The sequence below is a fragment of the Streptomyces sp. NPDC027185 genome, from assembly GCF_055567035.1.
This window is the reverse complement of the sequence record NZ_JBVHRF010000001.1, coordinates 957,673-977,022: the sequence shown is the minus strand read 5'-3', so window position 1 is coordinate 977,022 and position 19,350 is coordinate 957,673. Positions and strand designations below refer to the sequence as shown.

15 protein-coding genes are annotated in these 19,350 nt (G+C 74.3%); 9 read left to right on the top strand and 6 right to left on the bottom strand.

Features of this window, described 5'->3' with window-relative positions; all coding sequences use genetic code 11:
- The first annotated feature begins 99 nt into the window (after positions 1-99).
- Positions 100-1,389, top strand: a complete 1,290-nt coding sequence (locus ACZ4M8_RS04135) for a citrate synthase (RefSeq protein ID WP_467603476.1) — start codon at positions 100-102, stop codon at positions 1,387-1,389.
- Positions 1,390-1,945: 556 nt separating this feature from the next.
- Here the strand turns inward: ACZ4M8_RS04135 and ACZ4M8_RS04130 are convergent.
- Entirely contained in the window at positions 1,946-2,239 is a 294-nt protein-coding gene (locus tag ACZ4M8_RS04130) for a heavy-metal-associated domain-containing protein (protein ID WP_467603126.1), read from the bottom strand.
- 262 nt (positions 2,240-2,501) lie between these two features.
- Between ACZ4M8_RS04130 and ACZ4M8_RS04125 the strand changes: the two genes are divergently transcribed.
- Positions 2,502-3,218 (top strand): DedA family protein, encoded by a 717-nt coding sequence (locus tag ACZ4M8_RS04125; RefSeq protein ID WP_467603125.1) that lies wholly within the window; start codon positions 2,502-2,504, stop codon positions 3,216-3,218.
- Positions 3,219-3,413: 195 nt separating this feature from the next.
- Here the strand turns inward: ACZ4M8_RS04125 and ACZ4M8_RS04120 are convergent, their stop codons facing one another.
- The 5 genes from ACZ4M8_RS04120 to ACZ4M8_RS04100 form a co-directional block, all read right to left on the bottom strand.
- Positions 3,414-4,337, bottom strand: coding sequence for a 2-dehydropantoate 2-reductase (locus tag ACZ4M8_RS04120; protein ID WP_467603123.1), 924 nt, complete (start codon positions 4,335-4,337; stop codon positions 3,414-3,416).
- A 124-nt stretch (positions 4,338-4,461) separates the two neighbouring features.
- Complete coding sequence (locus ACZ4M8_RS04115; protein ID WP_143940123.1) at positions 4,462-4,656, bottom strand: helix-turn-helix transcriptional regulator; 195 nt, start codon at positions 4,654-4,656, stop codon at positions 4,462-4,464.
- Between the two features lie 349 nt (positions 4,657-5,005).
- Positions 5,006-5,398, bottom strand: coding sequence for a peptidoglycan-binding domain-containing protein (locus ACZ4M8_RS04110; protein ID WP_467603121.1), 393 nt, complete (start codon positions 5,396-5,398; stop codon positions 5,006-5,008).
- Positions 5,399-5,668: 270 nt separating this feature from the next.
- On the bottom strand, positions 5,669-6,682 hold the full coding sequence (locus tag ACZ4M8_RS04105; RefSeq protein WP_467603120.1) for a Gfo/Idh/MocA family protein: 1,014 nt from the start codon (positions 6,680-6,682) through the stop codon (positions 5,669-5,671).
- A 42-nt stretch (positions 6,683-6,724) separates the two neighbouring features.
- Positions 6,725-7,645 (bottom strand): sugar phosphate isomerase/epimerase family protein, encoded by a 921-nt coding sequence (locus ACZ4M8_RS04100; RefSeq protein WP_467603118.1) that lies wholly within the window; start codon positions 7,643-7,645, stop codon positions 6,725-6,727.
- Between the two features lie 360 nt (positions 7,646-8,005).
- Here ACZ4M8_RS04100 and iolC point away from each other — a divergent pair, with 360 nt between their 5' ends.
- The 7 genes from iolC (at position 8,006) to ACZ4M8_RS04065 (ending at position 18,856) form a co-directional block, all read left to right on the top strand.
- A complete protein-coding gene (iolC, locus tag ACZ4M8_RS04095) occupies positions 8,006-8,998 on the top strand; it encodes a 5-dehydro-2-deoxygluconokinase (protein WP_467603117.1) in 993 nt (330 codons plus the stop codon).
- A gap of 172 nt (positions 8,999-9,170) precedes the next feature.
- Entirely contained in the window at positions 9,171-10,106 is a 936-nt protein-coding gene (gene iolB, locus ACZ4M8_RS04090; RefSeq protein WP_467603115.1) for a 5-deoxy-glucuronate isomerase, read from the top strand.
- The gene (iolD, locus tag ACZ4M8_RS04085) at positions 10,103-11,977 is read left to right on the top strand and encodes a 3D-(3,5/4)-trihydroxycyclohexane-1,2-dione acylhydrolase (decyclizing) (RefSeq protein ID WP_467603114.1); all 1,875 of its coding nucleotides are present in this window, start codon (positions 10,103-10,105) and stop codon (positions 11,975-11,977) included. The genes iolB and iolD overlap by 4 nt, the downstream gene beginning before the upstream one ends.
- Before the next feature lie 37 nt (positions 11,978-12,014).
- Positions 12,015-13,508, top strand: coding sequence for a CoA-acylating methylmalonate-semialdehyde dehydrogenase (locus tag ACZ4M8_RS04080; RefSeq protein ID WP_467603112.1), 1,494 nt, complete (start codon positions 12,015-12,017; stop codon positions 13,506-13,508).
- Between the two features lie 104 nt (positions 13,509-13,612).
- Positions 13,613-14,854, top strand: coding sequence for a hypothetical protein (locus ACZ4M8_RS04075; RefSeq protein WP_467603111.1), 1,242 nt, complete (start codon positions 13,613-13,615; stop codon positions 14,852-14,854).
- 412 nt (positions 14,855-15,266) lie between these two features.
- A complete protein-coding gene (locus ACZ4M8_RS04070; protein WP_467603110.1) occupies positions 15,267-17,969 on the top strand; it encodes an alpha/beta fold hydrolase in 2,703 nt (900 codons plus the stop codon).
- Positions 17,966-18,856 (top strand): ABC transporter permease, encoded by an 891-nt coding sequence (locus tag ACZ4M8_RS04065; RefSeq protein WP_467603108.1) that lies wholly within the window; start codon positions 17,966-17,968, stop codon positions 18,854-18,856. The genes ACZ4M8_RS04070 and ACZ4M8_RS04065 overlap by 4 nt, the downstream gene beginning before the upstream one ends.
- Positions 18,857-19,350: the final 494 nt, after the last annotated feature.

Sequence of the window (19,350 nt, the reverse complement as noted above, 5' to 3'; positions counted from 1 at the left end):
GAATTGCCGACCCCGAGTGCACATCCCATGTCCAAATGGGGGAAGGTAGAGGCAGTCAGGGCACCTCGAAGAAGAGGCACAACGTCGGTGAGGGATGACGTGAGCGACAACTCTGTAGTACTGCGTTACGGGGACGGCGAATACAGCTACCCGGTCGTCGGCAGCACCGTCGGCGATGAGGGCTTCGACATCTCGAAGCTGCGCGCCCAGACCGGTCTGGTGACCCTGGACTCCGGTTACGGCAACACCGCCGCGTATAAATCCGCGATCACCTATCTGGACGGTGAGCAGGGGATTCTGCGCTACCGCGGCTACCCGATCGAGCAGCTCGCCGAGCGCAGCACGTTCGTCGAGACCGCGTACCTGCTGATCAACGGCGAGCTGCCGACCGTCGACCAGCTGTCCAACTTCAAGCAGGACATCACGTACCACACCCTGCTGCACGAGGACGTCAAGCGCTTCTACGACGGCTTCCCCCGGGACGCCCACCCGATGGCGATGCTGTCGTCGGTCGTCAGCGCCCTGTCGACCTTCTACCAGGACAGCCACAACCCGTTCGACGAGCAGCAGCGGCACATCTCCACGATCCGTCTGCTGGCCAAGCTGCCGACGATCGCGGCGTACGCCTACAAGAAGTCGGTCGGCCACCCGGTCGTCTACCCGCGCAACGACCTCGGCTACGTCGAGAACTTCCTGCGCATGACGTTCTCGGTGCCCGCCGCCGAGTACGACCTGGACCCGGTCGTGGTCAGCGCCCTCGACAAGCTGCTGATCCTGCACGCGGACCACGAGCAGAACTGCTCGACCTCCACCGTGCGCCTGGTCGGCTCCTCGCAGGCGAACCTCTTCGCCTCGATCTCCGCCGGCATCAACGCGCTCTGGGGCCCCCTGCACGGCGGCGCCAACCAGTCCGTGCTGGAGATGCTGGAGGGCATCCAGCGCGACGGCGGCGACGTCGACTCCTTCATCCGCAAGGTGAAGAACAAGGAAGACGGCGTGAAGCTCATGGGCTTCGGGCACCGCGTCTACAAGAACTTCGACCCCCGGGCGAAGATCATCAAGGCGGCGGCGCACGACGTCCTCTCGGCGCTCGGCAAGTCCGACGAGCTGCTGGACATCGCCCTGAAGCTGGAGGAGCACGCGCTCTCCGACGACTACTTCGTCGAGCGCAAGCTCTACCCGAACGTCGACTTCTACACCGGTCTGATCTACCGGGCCATGGGCTTCCCGACCGAGATGTTCACGGTCCTCTTCGCCCTCGGCCGCCTTCCGGGCTGGATCGCCCAGTGGCACGAGATGATCAAGGAGCCGGGTTCGCGGATCGGCCGCCCGCGGCAGATCTACACCGGCGTGGTCGAGCGCGACTTCATCCCCGTCGAGCAGCGCTGACCCGTCCGGGCGCCCGCGCGCCCGGAATGCGCGAGGCCCCCGTCCGTCCAGGGCGGGGGCCGTTTGCGTCTGCGGCGTGCGGAAACGAGAAGCGCCCCGCCTCCAGATCCCCCCACGGGTCCAGAGCGCGGGGCGCTTCCCTTGTCCCGGGTCGGATTCCCCCCACGGGATCCGTCCGGGCGTTCAGGGTGCACCGCGATCTGCCGGGACGCGCACGTTCGGGAGGGCCGCTCAAAGCTCCCCGGGCACGTCGCCCCGGCCACGCGTAGCCGGGGCCGGTCCCCCAAGACCGGCACGGCTGTTGCCGAGCAGGCCCCGCCGGGGTGCCTGCACACCCGGTTAGACTCTCGACCCCCCTCGATGGTTACGTTCGGATCGCTGTGATCTGGGTCTCCTGCCATATGAGGGCGAAAACGGTCAAGGGCCGCGATCTGAATATCGCGGCCCTGACGTATGGGTGTTGTGCCCATTGTGGGAATTTTGTGAACGTGTGAGCCGTGTGGGCTGCGTCGTGGCCCCTGTGGCGAAAAAGCCTCCGGTCGGCGCCGCGAGGGCGTCAGGCCGGGCCGACCAGCTCGTAACCGGCCTCATCCACCGCCTCGCGTACCGCGGTCTCGTCGAGGGCGGTCCGCGAGACGACGGTCACCAGGCCCGTCGCGGCCTCCGCGCGCACCGAGACGACGCCGGCCAGCTCCGAGATCTCGGAGGTGACCGCGCCCTCGCAGTGCCCGCAGGTCATGCCGGTCACCTTGTAGGCGGTGGTGATCTCGCCCGCCTGCGCCGCGCTCTCGCCGGAGTGGCAGGAGCCGTCGGGCGTGCAGCAGGAGCCGTTCGTCGATGCGGCGGTCATGGGAGTCTCCTCGTGGTGCCGGTGTTCCATGGACGTCGAAGTGCCGTACGTGAGCCGGGCTCGCCGGAGTGCGCACCGCCGGGGTGCGGCGGGGTGGCCGGTGGCGCCCGGCGAGATGCACTCTATACCCCATGGGGGTATCAATCCAGTGACGCCGCACCGCTCCGTCCGGCAGGCGTTGCCGCCCCGGGCGCCGCGCGTCAGCCTGGGAGGTACCGGCCCGGAGCGGCCCGGACCGGCGTGATCGAAGGAGGCGCGCCGGATGCGCGTACCGGCCCTGTACGGGCTGCTGGTACTCACCACCCTGCCACCGCTGGTGCCCAACTCCGCGCTGCTCGTCACCGCCGGAGTCCTCGCCGCGCACGGCGCCTTCTTCCTTCCCCTCGTCCTGGTGGCCGTCGCGGGCAGCGCCACCCTCGGCGACGCTCTGATGTACCTGCTCGCCCGCCGCTTCGGCGGCCCGGCCCGCGCCTGGATGCGACGCCGGGGCCGACGCCGCGTCCTCCTGGAGTGGACCTCCCGGCGCATCGAGCGTTACGGCCTGCCGTTCGTCCTCGGGGTGCGCTTCCTGCCCGGCGGGCGGATCGCCGGTGCCGTCGCCTGCGGCGTCCTGCGCCACCCGCTGCGCCGCTACCTGCCCGGCACCGCCCTCGCCGAGACCGTCTGGGCGGCCTACTCGATCGGCCTCGGATATCTCGGCAGCGCCGCGATGGGCAACCGTCTCTACGCCGCCGCCCTGGGTTTCGGGATCTCGTGCGCCGTCGCCGCACTGGGCGCGGCCGTGCCGTGGCTGGCGCGCCGCCGGACCGCCCGGACGCGGAAAGCGCAGGTACGGAAGGTGCCTGCGACCGGGGAGCCGGTCCGGGGCGATGGTCCCGGACGGACGGAGCCCTCGGGTGCGGAGGGGCGGGGAGGCTCCCGTGCCGCGGGTGCGGAGCCGCGTCCCCGGCCCGTTGTCAGTGGTCGCCCCTACCGTTGAGTCATGACTTACGAACTCTCCGTAATCCTCGCCGTGTCGGGGTCCTTGCCGGTCCGGGCGCGGCGCGTCCTGTGTGTTCCGTCGCGGGCCTTCCGGGCTCCCGGGTGGCTTCGCCGGGGGAGCGGAACACACCGCAGGCGGCGTGGTGCGCGGGTGGTCGCCGGATGCCGGGCCGGCCCTCCGGGGCGTCCGGGTTCAGGCGCCGTCCGGGGCCCGCAATTCGCGGTCGACGGCGCGCAGCAGGGTGAGCAGCATGCGGTTCAGGGGCGTCGGGAGGGAGTGCCGTTCTCCCGCCTCGACGACCGCTCCGGTGAGGTATTCGTGTTCCAGCGGCCGTCCCGCCTCACGGTCGTAGAGCATCGACGAACCACCGCCGGGCGGAGCCATCGCGTAGATCTCCAGCGTCCCGGAGATGTCGCTGTCGCCGATGTCCGCGCCCTCCGCGCGGGCGACCTCCGCCGCCTCGGTGAGCAGAGCGCGGGCGAGCCCGGCCATCTCCGCCTCCCGGAAGATGTCCATCCGCTGGCCGAGCAGCGCCGTGAGGGGGTTGGCGGCGAGGTTGAAGAACAGCTTGCGCCAGGTGGCGGTGGTGAAGTCCGGCACCTGCGTGACGTTCAGCCCGGTGCCCTCCAGCAGCGCGGCGAACGCCTCGGACGACGGTCCCTGCGGCACATGGAGTTCGCTCGCGAGGTGGTGGACGATCCGGCCCGGTGCGGTGCGCTCCGCCGAGAGGTAGCAGATCACCGGCAGTGTCGCGGTCCCTGCCGGGACGTACGGGGCCACCCGTTCCGCGAGCCCGGTGCCGTTCTGGAGCACGGCGACGGTGGTGTCCGGCCCGCACAGAGCCCGCAGCCACGGCGCGGCGCCCGGGGTGTCCTGCGCCTTGGTGGTCAGCAGGACCCAGTCGACGGGCCCGGCCTGCGCGGGGTCGGTGAGGACGGGGACGGCGGCGTGCCGCTCGGCGCCGTCGAGCGTGACGGCGACCCCGTCGACGGGGGTGCGGACGCACAGCGTGACGTCGAGGCCGGCCCAGTGCGTCAGGGCGGCGGTGTAGCCGCCGATCCCGCCGGCGCCGATCACCGCGAGACGGACGGAGGGGGAGCGAGGGGGCGTGGGCATGGGGCGATCGTAGGAGGGGGCCGCCGGGTGTGTCCGGCGGTCGGCGGATCCCCCTCCCGCACGCCGGGCGCCTGGTGGGGGAGCCGCGGCCACCGGCTGGCGGTGGCCCGTGCCCCGGGCCGGGTCAGCCCCGCCGGCTGTGACCCGGTCTGCGGGTCACCCAGTCGCGGACGGTGTCGGCGAACCAGTACGGTCTGCCGCCCTCGACGAGGTCCGGCTCGGGAAGCAGTCCGTGCTTGCGGTAGGAGCGCACGGTGTCCGGCCGTACCCGGATGTGCGCGGCGATGTCCTTGTAGGACCAGAGCCTCCGGTCGGTCATCGCTGCCTCGCCTCCCTGGATCCGGACCCCGGCCGCGCGGCCCGTGAGCGGCGCGCCGGGTCGGGTGTACCTGTGACCTGCGCCGGATCAACGACACCGGCCGCCGTACGGACAGCGGCTGTTGATCACCTGTGACGGAAAACCCGTGTAACCGTGACGGATGTGACGCGCCGGGGACGGATGTGACAGAGGCGGAACGGAAGGAGAGCGGCGGAGGCGCCGAGGAACGGTGGCCTGCCGGGCGGGTCCGGACGGATCCGGGCGGGACGTGCGCGGCGGGCCGCCCCGTTCGGGACGGCCCGCCGTGGGAAGAGGTGCCGGGCCCCGCCGGAGCGGGGCCCGCTCCGGATCAGGAGTAGAGCGCCTTCCAGGTCTTCTTGCCGACCTTCCCGTCGGCCGTCAGGTGGGCCGCCTTCTGGAACTTCTTGACGGCGGCGAGCGTCTGGTTGCCGAAGTAGCCGGTGAGGCTGCTCCAGGGCAGGTACTTGCGGTTGGCCAGCAGGCACTGGACCTGCTTCACCCGGTCGTTGCGCTGGCCGTACACGGTGAGCGCGGTCCCGTCGTAGTAGGCGCAGGCCGCCATGGGGTCCGGGCCCGCGGCGCTCTGGGCCGCGGAGGCCGTACCGGTCAGCAGGGTGGCGGTGATCAGGCCGGCGGCGGCTGCCAGGGCGGCCGGGCGGCGGATGGTGCGATGCGGTGAGGTGATGCGCATGATGTCCTCTTTCCCCCCGTTGGGTGCCATGCATCCGTATGGTGCCCGTCCGGCCACCCCCAGGGGGTACCCGCGCCGGACCGCTCCGCAGTGGGATGCCGTGCGTCTACGGGCACGCCACCCGCTCCAGCCGCGGTTGCCGGAGCCGTGGAGTCCGGTGTGCCGACTTCCCTACGCAGGAGGGGGACGAGGAGCAATCGCTGCGGACCGGTCGCTCTGCGGCGAACGCCCGGCGGGCCAGGGGGCGCGGACGGGCGGCCGCCCCCGGGGCGGTGCCGCACGGGCAGGAGAGCGGGCGGATCAGCGGTACAGCGCGGGCCGTTCGGGCAGTTCGACGGGGACGCGTTCGCCGGTGCGCTGGGCCCGGACGCCCGCTCGGCAGACCACCGCGGCGGCGTAGCCGTCCCAGCAGTCGGGGCCCTCCACCGTGCCGCGTCGGGTGGCGTCCACCCAGCGCTGCACCTGACGGTCGTACGCCCCCGCGAACCGTTCCACGAAGCCCGGCGGGATGGTGCCGCCCCAGCGGCCCGCCGCGTCGACGAGGACGCCGCGGTCGTCGCCGATCCGGGCGGTGCCCCGCTCGCAGACCGCCTCGCAGCGAACCTGGTAGCCGAAGCCGCAGTTGACGAAGAGCTCGGTGTCGGCGAGATGGCCGTCCGCGGTCTCGAAGACGATCAGCTGCGGATCGTGCAGCCCCTCGGGCGCGCCGCCGGAGGGCGCCGGACGGAGCACCCGTACGGCGGTGATCTCGGTGTCCAGCAGCCAGCGCGTCACATCGATCTCGTGCACCGCGGAGTCGTGCAGGGTCTGCGCGTCGGTGCAGCCGGGCGGCGAGGAGACGTTGCGGTGGACGTGGTGCAGCATCAGCGGACGGCCGTACGCGGCGCGCGCCAGCTGTGCCTTGAGGGTGCGGTAGTCGCTGTCGTAGCGGCGCATGAAACCCACCTGGACGAGGCGGCGGCCGTGGCGCTGCTCGGCGGTGAGCACCCGCAGCGCGGAGTCCGGATCCGGCGTCAGCGGTTTCTCGCACAGCACCGGCAGACCACGGTCGAACGCCGCCATGAGCGCCGCCTCGTGGGCCGCCCCGGGCGAGGCGACGAGGACCGCGTCCACCCCCGGCACGTCCATGGCGGCCACCGGATCGGTACGGGCCACGGCCCCCTCGATGGGGCCTGCCAGCGCCTTCGCGCGAGAGCCGTCCACATCGGCGACGACCGCCACCCGCGCTCCGCTGATCACCTCGTCGATCCGGCGTACGTGGTCGGCGCCCATCCGCCCGGCGCCGATGACGGCCACCCCCAGCGTTCGGTGCATGTCGTCCTCCCGTTCCCGTCGGTGTCCGGTCCGGTCCGCCGCTCAGGCGCCGCAGGAGCGCAGGTAGCGGCGGGTGCGCCGGGCGATGGGCAGCGGCCGCTCCGGCGGGCAGGGGTACATGTCCTGTTCGACGATGGCGAAGAGCGGGCCGCCCAGCTCCTGCGCTGCCCGCAGGACCGGTGGCAACGCGGGCTCCCCGAGCGGCGGTTCGCACATCACACCCTGCCGGACGGCCGGCCCGAAGGCGGTGCCCTCGGCGCGGACACCGGCCAGGACGGCGGGGTCGACCTGCTTGAGGTGGAGATAGCCGATGCGTTCGCCGTAGGTGCGGATCAGTGCGGCGCTGTCGCCGCCGCAGTAGGCGTAGTGGCCGGTGTCCAGGCAGAGGGAGACCAGACCGGAGTCGGTGGCGTCGAGGAAGCGGGTGACGTGTTCCTCGGTGTCGAGGTGGGTGTCGGCGTGCGGATGGACCACCAGCGTCAGGCCGAACTCCTCCCGGACCCGCCGCGCCAGCCACTGTGTGCCCTCGGTGAGGTGGCGCCACTGGGCGGCGGTCAGCTCGGGCGGCTCCAGCAGCTCGGCGGTCCGGTCGTCGCGCCAGAAGGACGGGATGGCGACGAGGTGCCCGGCGCCCGTCGCGCGGGCGAGCGCGGCGACCCGGGACACCTGTGCCCATGTCGCGTCCCGGACGGCGGGTCCGTGGTGCAGCGAGGTGAAGACCGTTCCGGCCGAGATGCCGAGGCCGCGCCGGGCGGTCTCGTCGCGCAGCACCGCCGGGTCGGTGGGGAGGTAGCCGTAGGGGCCCAGTTCGATCCAGTCGTAGCCCGCCTCGGTCACCTCGTCGAGGAAGCGCCGCCAGGGGACCTGCTGGGCGTCGTCGGCGAACCACACACCCCACGAATCCGGCGCGGAACCCACCCGGATGCGGTCCAGAACGGGAACACCGGCACGGGCTGCGGTCATGTGGCGGCTCTCCTCTCGCCGGTCGGCGGTGACCGGGGGCGCGGGAGTGGTGGCCTCAGCCTCCCGGGCGCCCCGGGGGGTGTCAAGATTCCCTCCGGCCCTGAGGATCTCCCGCCGTGACCGGCCGGGGCGCCCTCCCGGACGGGGTGATTCCGCCCGTGTCGCGCCCCGGGCGGACGGTCGTGGCGGAGGCGCCCGCACCTGGGGCCCGCTCGTCCGTGCGCCCGTCCCCGTACAGGTCAGGGCGGTGCGGCGCGCCGTTGACACGGTCCGGCGGCCCCACTAGACCTGTGCCCGCGACAGGGCACGGGCGCGCCGCCCGGCACCGCCGTGCCGCACCGGGCGAAGCGAAGGGGACCCATGCCGGAACCGTTCGACCTCATCACCATGGGCCGTATCGGGGTGGACCTCTACCCCCTCCGGACGGGCGTGCCGCTCGCCGAGGTGGAGACGTTCGGGAAGTTCCTCGGCGGCTCCGCCACCAACGTCGCGGTGGCCGCCGCGCGCCTGGGCCGCCGCACCGCCGTCATCAGCCGCACCGGACGCGACCCCTTCGGCGACTACCTCCACCGGGAGCTGCGGGCGTTCGGCGTCGACGACCGGTGGGTGACCGCCGTGGACGGCCTGCCCACCCCGGTGACGTTCTGCGAGATCTTCCCGCCGGACCACTTCCCGCTCTACTTCTACCGCCGCCCCACCGCCCCCGACCTCACCCTCCGCGCGGACGAGCTGGACCACGACGCGCTGCGTGCCGCCCGGATCCTGTGGACCACCGGCACCGGGCTGTGCGAGGAGCCCAGCCGCACCGCCACCCTCGCCGCGCTCGCCGCCCGCGGCAGGCGCGGCCCCACCGTCCTCGACCTCGACTGGCGGCCGCTGTTCTGGGGCGGCGCGGGCGGCGCCTCCGGGGACGGCGGGGCGACCGGCGCCGCCGCCATGGCCGCCGCCCGCCCCCACTACGAGGCGGCGCTCGCCCACGTCACCGTCGCCGTCGGCAACATCGACGAGGCCGAGGCCGCCACCGGGCTGCGCGAGCCGAGGGCCTGCGCCGAGGCGCTGCTCGCGCTGGGCGCCGAACTCGCCGTCGTCAAACAGGGACCCAAGGGCGTCCTCGCGGTGCACCGGGACGGCCGCAGCGCCGAGGTCCCGGCCTTCCCCGTCGACGTCGTCAACGGACTCGGCGCCGGTGACGCCTTCGGCGGCGCCCTCTGCCACGGTCTGCTGCACGGCTGGGAGCTGGCGCCGATGATGCGTTACGCCAACGCGGCCGGTGCCCTCGTCGCCACCCGTCTCGCCTGTGCGCCCGCCATGCCGGTCCCGGCCGAGATCGACGCGTTCCTCGCCGGGCGGTGAACCCGCCGTGCTCCGGCGGCCGGACACCGGGCGGGGGCCGGGCCGCCGGGCCGGGCCGGGGCGCCAGGGGCCCGGCGCCGGGCCTGGTCCGGCGATCCCGCGCGGGCCGCCGGGTGCCGTCACCGCCTCCGCGTTTCCCTCACTGTCAGTGGTCGGGTGGAGACTTGTGGTCATGAACCCCGTATCCGCGTCATCCGCGTCCCCGCCCGGCTCCGGCCGGGCCCTCAGCCTCCACATCCCCGCAGGTCAGGGCGGGTCCGGGCAGTACGCCCTGGACATCACACCGGAGCGGGCGGGCTGGGGCCACTCCTCGCTGCGCGTCCTCGACCTGCCGCCCGGCGGCCACCACGCCTTCGAGGCGGGGGAGAGCGAATGGATCGTGCTGCCCCTCGCCGGCGGCTGCACCGTCACCACCGACGGCGTTCCGTACGAACTCGCCGGGCGCGAGAGCGTCTTCAGCGGCCTGACGGACTTCGCCTACGTCCCGCGCGGGGCGCGCGCGGAGCTGACCAGCGGGGCGGGCGGCCGGTTCGCCCTCGCCGGGGCCCGCTGCGGCCGCCGGCTGCCCGCGCGCCGCGGTGCCGCGGCCGACGTCCCCGTGGAGCTGCGCGGCGCCGGGGCCTGCTCCCGCCAGGTCAACAACTTCGCCGCCGCCGGGGCCTTCGCCTGCGACAAGCTCATCGCCGTCGAAGTCCTCACCCCGGGTGGCAACTGGTCGTCGTACCCGCCGCACAAACACGACACCGCCCGCCCCGGTGAGGAGTCCGAGCTGGAGGAGATCTACTACTTCGAGGTCGAGACCGTCCACGGCACCCCGGGCACCGGCTACCAACGCGTCACGCCCTCCGGGCCCGGCCACCGCACCGATGTCCTCGCCGAGGTCCGCACCGGCGACGCCGTCCTCATCCCCGACGGCTGGCACGGCCCGTCCATCGCCACCCCCGGCCACACGCTCTACTACCTCAACGTCATGGCCGGCCCCGGCGCCACCCGCGAGTGGCTGATCCGCGACCACCCCGACCACGGCTGGATCCGCTCCACCTGGGCGGAGCAGCCCGCCGACCCCCGCCTGCCCCGCTACACCGCGCCCCCGGGAGACGACCGATGACCACCCTCCGCCTCACCGTCGCGCAGGCCCTGGTGCGGTTCCTGGCCCGCCAGTTCACCGAGCGCGACGGCCGCCGTCACCGCCTGGTCAACGCCTGCTGGGGCATCTTCGGCCACGGCAACGTCGCCGGGATCGGTCAGGCGCTGCGCGAGGACCCCGGGGCCCTGCCGTTCCTCCAGGGCCGTAACGAACAGTCCATGGTGCACGCCGCGACCGCCTTCGCCCGGCAGAGCGACCGGCTCCGTGTCCAGGCCGTCACCACCTCCATCGGCCCCGGCGCCACCAACCTCGTCACCGGCGCCGCCCTCGCCACCGTCAACCACCTGCCCGTCCTGCTGCTGCCCGGCGACACCTTCGCCACCCGCCGGGCCGACCCCGTCCTCCAGCAGCTCGAAGTCCCGTACGCGGGCGACCTCTCGGTCAACGACGCGCTGCGCCCCGTCTCCCGCTACTTCGACCGCGTCACCCGGCCCGAGGCGCTGATCCCGGCCGCCCTCCAGGCGATGCGGGTGCTGACCGACCCCGCCGGCACCGGGGCGGTCACCCTCGCCCTGCCGCAGGACGTCCAGACCGAGGCGTACGACTGGCCGGCGGAGTTCTTCGCCGACCGGGTCTGGCGGGTGCCCCGCCCGGCGCCCGACGCAGGCGCCCTCGCTGAGGCGGTCCGGGTGCTGCGCGGTGCCCGCCGCCCGCTGATCGTCGCCGGCGGCGGCGTCCACCACAGCGAGGCCGAGGACGCCCTGCGGGACCTCGCCGACGCCACCGGCATCCCCGTCGCCGCCACCCAGGCGGGCAAGGGGGCGCTCCGCCACGACCACCCCGCCGACGTCGGCGGTATCGGCCACACCGGGACCGCCACCGCCGCCGCGCTCGCCCGCGAGGCCGATGCCGTCCTCGGCGTCGCCACCCGGTACACCGACTTCACCACCGCCTCCGCCACCCTCTTCGCCGACCCGGGCGTCCGCTTCGTCAACCTCAACATCGCCGCCTTCGACGCCCACAAGCTCGCCGCGCTGCCGCTGGTCGCCGATGCCCGCGAAGGGCTCACCGCCCTCACCCGTGCCCTGCGCGGCCACCGCGTCGACGCCGCGTACGAGGCGGGGTACACCACCGCGAAGGCCGCCTGGGAGCGCCGCGTCGACGCCGCGTACGCCGCTCCCGATCCGGCCGCCCGGCCCACCCAGACCCAGGTGCTCGGCGCGCTGGACGCCGTCGTCGGGGACACCGACATCGTGATCAACGCGGCCGGCTCCCTCCCCGGCGACCTGCACCGGCTCTGGCGCGCCCGCTCCCGCCGCCAGTACCACCTCGAATACGGCTACTCCTGCATGGGCTACGAGATCCCCGCGGCCCTCGGGACCGCGCTCGCCGCCCCCGGCCGCCCGGTCTGGGCCCTGGTCGGCGACGGCACGTATCTGATGAACCCCACCGAGATCGTCACGGCGGTCCAGGAAGGCGTCGCGTTCACGCTGGTGCTGCTGCAGAACCACGGTTTCGCCTCCATCGGCGGGCTCTCCGAGCAGACCGGCGGGGAGCGCTTCGGCACCGACTACCGCTTCCGCGCGGCGGACGGCACCTACACCGGCGCCCCGCTGCCCGTCGATCTCGCCGCCAACGCCGCCTCCCTCGGCATGCGGGTGCTGCGCGCGCCCACCGTCGGGACGCTGCGCGAGGCCCTCGCCGAGGCGCGCGGCGCGGACCGTCCCACATGTGTCTACGTCGAGACCGAAACGGCCGACACTGTGCCGGGCGCGCCGGGCGCCCAGTCCTGGTGGGATGTTCCTGTTGCCGAGACCGCGACGCGTCCGGCTGCGGTCGCCGCGCGCCGGGAGTACGAACGCCACGCCGCCGACCGCCGCCGGTACCTCTGATCTCAGCCCGTAGTCGTCACCACCGAAAGGCCCCCGCATGCAGACCATCAGCCACTGGATCGGCGGCAAGCCCGTCGAGGGTGTGTCCGGCAACTTCGGCCCGGTGTTCAACCCGGCCACCGGCGCCCAGGAGAAGCAGGTCGCTTTCGCCTCCGCCGAGGAGGTCGACGCCGCGGTCGCCGCCGCCAAGGAGGCGTTCGCCACCTGGGGCACCAGCTCCCTGGCCAAGCGGACCTCGGTGCTGTTCCGCTACCGCGAGCTGGTCTTCGCCCACCGCGAGGAGCTGGCCCGGCTGATCACCGCCGAGCACGGCAAGGTGCACTCCGACGCCCTCGGCGAGGTCGCCCGCGGTCTGGAGATCATCGAGCTGGCCTGCGGCATCCCCGAGAAGCTCAAGGGTGAGCTGTCCACGCAGGTCTCCACCCGGGTGGACGTCGCCGCGATCCGTCAGTCCCTCGGCGTGGTCGCCGGCATCACGCCGTTCAACTTCCCCGCCATGGTGCCGATGTGGATGTTCCCGCTGGCCGTGGCGTGCGGCAACACCTTCGTCCTCAAGCCGAGCGAGAAGGTGCCCAGCGCCGCCCTCAAGCTCGCCGAGCTGGCCGCCGAGGCGGGGCTGCCCGACGGCGTGCTGAACATCGTCAACGGCGACAAGACCGCGGTCGACCGTATCCTGGAGCACCCGGACATCGCCGCGGTCTCCTTCGTCGGCTCCACCCCCATCGCCAAGTACATCCACACCACGGGCACCGCCAACGGCAAGCGGGTGCAGGCGCTGGGCGGCGCCAAGAACCACATGCTGGTACTGCCCGACGCCGACCTCGACCTGGCCGCCGACTCGGCGATCAACGCCGCGTACGGCTCGGCCGGTGAGCGCTGCATGGCGGTCTCCGTCGTCGTCGCCGTCGGGGAGACCGCCGACCCGCTGATCGAGAAGATCAAGGAGCGTGCCACCGCCCTCCGCATCGGCCCCGGCGACGACCCGGCGTCCGAGATGGGCCCGCTGATCACCAAGGTCCACCGCGACAAGGTCGCCTCGTACGTCCAGGGCGCCGCGGCGCAGGGCGCCGACGTCGTCGTGGACGGCACCGGCTTCACCGTCGAGGGCTTCGAGGACGGCCACTGGATCGGGGTGTCGCTGCTCGACAAGGTCACGCCCGAGATGGACGCCTACCGCGACGAGATCTTCGGCCCGGTGCTCTCGGTCGTCCGCGTCGCCACGTACGACGAGGCCATCGCGCTGATGAACGCCTCGCCGTGGGGCAACGGCACCGCCATCTTCACGCGGGACGGCGGCGCGGCGCGCCGCTTCCAGCTGGAGGTCGAGGCGGGCATGGTCGGCGTCAACGTCCCGATCCCGGTGCCGGTCGGCTACCACTCCTTCGGCGGCTGGAAGGACTCGCTCTTCGGCGACCACCACATCTACGGCAACGACGGCGTGCACTTCTACACCCGCGGCAAGGTCGTCACCACCCGCTGGCCCGACCCGTCCGACGGCGGCATCAACCTCGGTTTCCCCAGCAACCACTGACGGTCCGTCCGCTGCCCGCCGGTCGCCGGCCGGCGGGCAGCGGCGCCCGTGCCCCGCCGGGCGCGGCCTCCGGGCGGGTCGGCCATCGGCTACGGTGACCGGGCGTGTACACAACACCACTACCGGGGGACGCGATGCCACCTAGTACGGCGCTGGCCAAGGGCGCACGGATCACGGGCGGCGTGTTCTGCCTGGTCTTCTTCCTCTACACCGGGTTCTGGCTCTGCTACGACCTTTCGGAGTCGGGCCTCCCCGCGGTGTGGGACTACTGGACGGGTGCGCGTCCCCCAGGCGTGAACACCGTCAGCAACTCCACGCAGTTCTGCCTGGCGCTGGTGCAGCTGAGCGGCGCGATCGCGGCGTTCACGGGGCGGCGTTCGGCCGGTGGGCTGATGGCCGTGGCCACCACCTTCACCCTCGCCACCGCTGTACAGACCATGATCAGCGTCGGTTTCCACACCGACAGCGACCGCTGGTTCCTGCGCGCGCGGGCCGGTGAGGGCCCCTTCGACGCGGTCTTCCTCGGCAGTCTGCCGCTGGCCCTGCTGGCCTTCCTCGGCGGGTTCGTGCTGCTCGCCGGGATGCGGTCCTGGCCGCGGCCCACCCCCAGCCTGCCGCCGGCGCGTCCGGCCAAGGCCGCGGGGGCCGTCGGCGGTCTCGTCCTCGGTGCGGTGGCGCTGTGCTCGGTGATCTGGCAGATCCTGATGCTGGTGCAGGGCGGCGGTGCGGCGGACGCCGCCTTCATGTTCTACCTGGGCAAGGGCATCCTGACGTCCCTGACGTCGCTCGCACCCGGCCTGCACGCCCTGGTGCTGCTGGTGCTGGCGGGCATCGCCGGGCTCGGCTGCCTGATCCGCGGCAACGCCGCCCGGGGCCTGGCCCTGGGGCTGGCGACGATGATGCTGCCGAACGCCGTGCTGTCGGTGATCGGGCTGAGCGGTGCCGGCCGGCTGTTCGAGATCAGCGACGCGGCGCCCGGTCAGAGCATCCTCGGCATCGTGCAGCTGATGCTGGACCTCCTCGGCTCGCTCGCCCTGTTCGCGCTGATGGCGAAGGGGGAGCCGGTCGCCCCCGGCTGGCAGCCGCCCGCCGCCGCGCCGCAGTTCGGCGGGCCCGGCTTCGTCCCGCCCGGCCCGCAGGGTCCGCCGCAGGGCGGCTGGCAGCAGCCGGTCCCGCCGCCGGGCGGTCCGGTGCCCGGCGGTCCGGTGCCTTCGCAGGCGGGCCCGGTCCCGCCGATGCCGGCGCAGGGCCCCGCCCCGCAGATGCCGCCCGTCCCGCCCGCCGCCCCGCCGATGCCACCCGGCAACCCGCCTGCCCCCGGCGGTTTCGGACCTCCGCACCACTGACGGAGACGGGACCACCCCGCGCGTGACGCAGCCCGTACGGCCGACGGCGGTACGGGCTGCGTCACGTCCGGGACCACCACCTGCCGCCCTCGCCGCCGCACCGGCCGCCGGTCCGCCGCCCCGCACCGGCCGCCGGCCCCCGACGCCGTACCGGCGCCTCCTCGCCGTACGCACACCCCGGCCGCGCGCCCCGCTGCGCCGCCGTACCGGAACCAGCCGTACCGGCCGCCCGGCACCGCTCGCTCCCGCCCGGACCGGCAACGCGGCGCCACCCGGCACAGCGCGTTCCCGGTCCGGGCGATTCCGCCTCCGCCCGGCGCCGCCTGACGCCCCGTGAGCGTCCCGCGGCTCCCGCCGCGCGTCCCGCCCGCCCCCGATGCCCCCTTTACGGGCCGCTCCCTAGGATCCCCGTATGGATCTGCGACTGCGCGGGCGGCGGCTGTACGCGGCCGTCGGCGCTCTGGCCCTGCTCATGGGCGGCGGCGTGTGGACGGCCGCGTCCTCCGGCGCCGCCCCGGCCGTGCACCGCGAGGACCGGGTGCTGACGATGCCGGAGAAGCCCGGCGGCTCGAAGACCGTACGGATCGACACCTCCTACTTCACCGCGGGGAGTTTCACCGCGCGCCGCCCCGCCGTGCTGCTCGCGCACGGCTTCGGCGGCAGCAAGAAGGAGGTCCGCCCGGAGGCGGAGCGGCTGGCCCGCGACGGCTACGCGGTCCTCACCTGGTCGGCGCGGGGTTTCGGCGCCTCCACCGGGCGCATCGGGCTCAACGACCCGGACCGCGAGGTCGCCGACGTCCGCCGCCTCGTCGACTGGCTGGCGAAACGTCCCGAGGTGCGGCTCGACAAGGCCGGTGACCCGCGCGTCGGCATCGCCGGGGCGTCGTACGGCGGCGCCGTCGCGCTGCTCGCCGCCGGGCACGATCTGCGGATCGACGCCCTCGCCCCGCAGATCACCTACTGGAACCTCGCCGACGCGCTCTTCCCCCACGGCGTGTTCAAGAAGCTGTGGGCCGGCATCTTCTTCACCACCGGCTCGGCGGGCACCCCCGCCACCGCGCCGGGGCGCGCCCCCGCCCCGTCCGGCGGCTGCGGCCGGTTCGCCGCCGAACTGTGCGCGATGTACGAACGGGTCGCGGTCGCCGGGAAACCGGACGCCGAGGCCCGCGCCCTGCTGGAGAAACGCAGCCCGTCCGCCGTCGGCGACCGCATCACGGCCCCGGCCCTGCTCATGCAGGGGCAGACCGACTCGCTCTTCACCCTCGACCAGTCCGACGCGATGGCACGGGCGCTGCGCCGCAACGGCGCCCCCGTCTCCGTCGACTGGATCGCCGGCGGCCACGACGGCGGCGACCGCGAGCGGGATCGGCTCACCGACCGCACCCGCGCCTGGTTCGACCGCTACCTCAAGGGCGACAAGGGCGCCGGCACCGGGCCCGCGTTCCGCGTCAGCCGCGGCGGCGGAGTGGACTCCACCAACGGCGCCCTGCAACTGCGCGGCGCGAGCGGCCCGGCCTACCCCGGACTCGGCCACGACCCGCGCCGCCTCCGCCTCACCGGCCCCGAACAGCGCTTCACCAACCCGCCCGGCGCGAGCCCGCCCGCGATCTCCGCGGTCCCCGGCACCGGCGCCCTCGGCGCCCTCTCCGCCCTGGGCACCGGCGGTCTCGCGGTCGACTTCCCCGGCCAGTACGCCCGCTTCGAGACGGCGCCGCTCACCGCGCCCGTCCACCTCACCGGCGCCCCGCGCGCCGCCGTGACCGTACGCTCCACCTCCCGCGACGCGGTGCTCTTCGCCAAGCTCTACGACGTCGCCCCGGACGGCACCAAGCAGGTGCTGCCCGCCCAACTCGTCACGCCGTACCGCCTCTCCGGTGCCGACCGCGGTGTCCGCGTCGACCTGCGGCTGCCCGCCGTCGACCACGACTTCGCCGCCGGGCACCGGCTCCGGCTGGTCCTGGCCGCCACCGACCTCGGCTACGCCTCGCCCGCGAAGCCCGCCACCCACACCGTCGCACTGGCCGGCGGCGGCGCCCTGAGCGTCCCCACCGACACACGGGTCCACGCGGCCGCCGCTCCGCTGCCCGCCTGGACGTGGCTGCTGCCGTCGGCCGCCGCCGTCCTCGCCGCCGCCCTGCTGCTCACCGCCCGCCGCCGCACCACCGCCCCGCCCCCCGATCCGGCGCTGGCGGACGTCCCGCTGGTGATCGACGCAGTGAGCAAGAAGTACGCCGGGGCGAGCGACCGGTACGCGGTGCGGGACCTGTCGTTCCGCGTCGAGGCCGGGCAGGTCCTCGGACTGCTCGGCCCCAACGGCGCCGGCAAGACCACCACGCTGCGGATGCTGATGGGCCTGATCCGGTCGGACGAGGGCGGGATCCGGGTCTTCGGGCACGCGATCCGGCCCGGCGCCCCGGTGCTGTCCCGGGTCGGCGCGTTCGTCGAGGGCGCCGGGTTCCTGCCGCATCTGACGGGCCGCGCCAACCTCGACCTGTACTGGCGCGCCACCGGGCGGCCCGCCGCCGATGCGCACGCCGAGGAGGCCCTGGAGATCGCCGGGCTCGGCACCGCCCTGGACCGCGCGGTCCGCACCTACTCCCAGGGCATGCGCCAGCGCCTGGCCCTCGCCCAGGCCATGCTGGGCCTGCCCGACCTGCTGATCCTCGACGAGCCGACCAACGGCCTCGACCCGCCCCAGATCCGCGAGATGCGCGAGGTGATGATCCGTTACGCCGCGGCCGGACGCACCGTCATCGTCTCCAGCCATCTGCTCTCCGAGGTCGAGCAGAGCTGTACGCATCTGGTCGTCATGGACCGCGGACGCCTGGTCAGGTCGGGTCCGGTCGCGGAGATCACCGGTGACCACGACACCGTCCTCATCGGTGTCACGGACCCCGGGGCGCTCACCGACGCGGTGGTGGAGAAGGTCCGCGAACTGCCCGGTGTCGTCGCCGCGGCCCGCGCCGAGGACGGGCTGCTGGTCCGCCTCGACGACGGAGCGGCCACCCCGCGGCTGCTCGCCGGACTCCTGCGCCTCGACCTGCCGGTGCACCGGGTGGGGCCGCACCGCCGCCTGGAGGACGCGTTCCTCACCCTGATCGGAGGCGACCGTTGACCGCCGTCACCCCACCGGAACCGGCCACCGGCCACCCCGCTCCGGCCGCCGCCCCCGGATACCGCGCCCGCCGCACCCTGCCGCTGCGCGTCGAGGCGCTGCGCCAGCTGCGGCGCCGCCGGACGCTGGTGATCGGTGCCGGACTGGCGCTGCTGCCGTTCGTCCTGGCCGTGGCCTTCGCCGTCGGCGGCACCCCGGGCCGGCGGGCGAACGGCCGGATCACCCTGATGGAGACCGCGACGGCGTCCGGCGGCAACTTCACCGCCACCGCGCTGTTCGTCTCGGCGGGCTTCCTGCTGGTCGTGCCGGTGGCGCTGTTCTGCGGCGACACGGTGGCGTCCGAGGCGAGCTGGTCGTCGCTGCGCTATCTGCTCGCCGCGCCGGTGCCGCGCGCCCGGCTGCTGCTGAGCAAGCTCACCGTGGGCCTGCTCTTCAGCGCCGCCGCGATGGTGCTGCTGCCCCTGGTCGCCCTGGGGGTGGGCACCGCCGCGTACGGCTGGGGGCCGCTCACCCTGCCCACCGGTGGCGCGCTGCCGGCGGACACGGCGGTGGGGCGGCTCGCGGTCGTGGTGGCGTACCTCTTCGTCAGTCAGCTGGTCACGGCGGCGCTGGCGTTCTGGCTGTCGACGGTCACCGACGCGCCCCTGGGCGCGGTCGGCGGCGCCGTCGGCCTGACCATCATCGGCAACGTCCTCGACCAGGTCACCGCCCTCGGCGGCTGGCGCGCCGCGCTGCCCGCCCACTGGCAGTTCGCCTGGGCCGACGCACTCCAGCCCGGCATGGAGTGGTCCGGCATGCTCCAGGGCGCGTCCGTCTCGGTCGCCTACGCGCTGGTCCTCGTCGCCCTGGCGTTCCGCGGCTTCGCCCGTAAGGACGTGGTGTCCTGAACGACGGCCCGGGACGGTCCGGCTGACCCGGCGACGGTCCCGACCAGGGACGGAGCCGCTCCGTCGCGCTCGGCCCGGCCCGGCCCCCGGGGCGCGTGGCGCGAACCCACGCGCCGGGGGCGCCCGCCGGGTGCGGCGGCTTCGGGCGGGACCGGCCGCTCGGGCACGGCGGCCGGCCCGGCCCGGTGCCGCGCCGGAGACGCTCCGCCCGCGGGGCGCGTCACAGGCGCGTCCACGCCGGGTGCGCCCGGGTACGGCGCCTCCCCACCGCCGTACGGGGCCCGGCGTACGGCATCGGAACCGCGCGGCCACGAACGCGCACCGGACCGGTGCACCCCGCGCATCCGCGGGCGGGGCCGCCCCGCGCCGCGCCCCCGCGCCGCGCCCCCGCGCCGCGCCCCCGCGCCGCGCCCCGGCCGGGACCGGAGCCCGGCCTCCCGCACGGCCCCGACGCCACGCCGGGCGCCGGTCCCCACCGCCCCGAATCGCGGGAT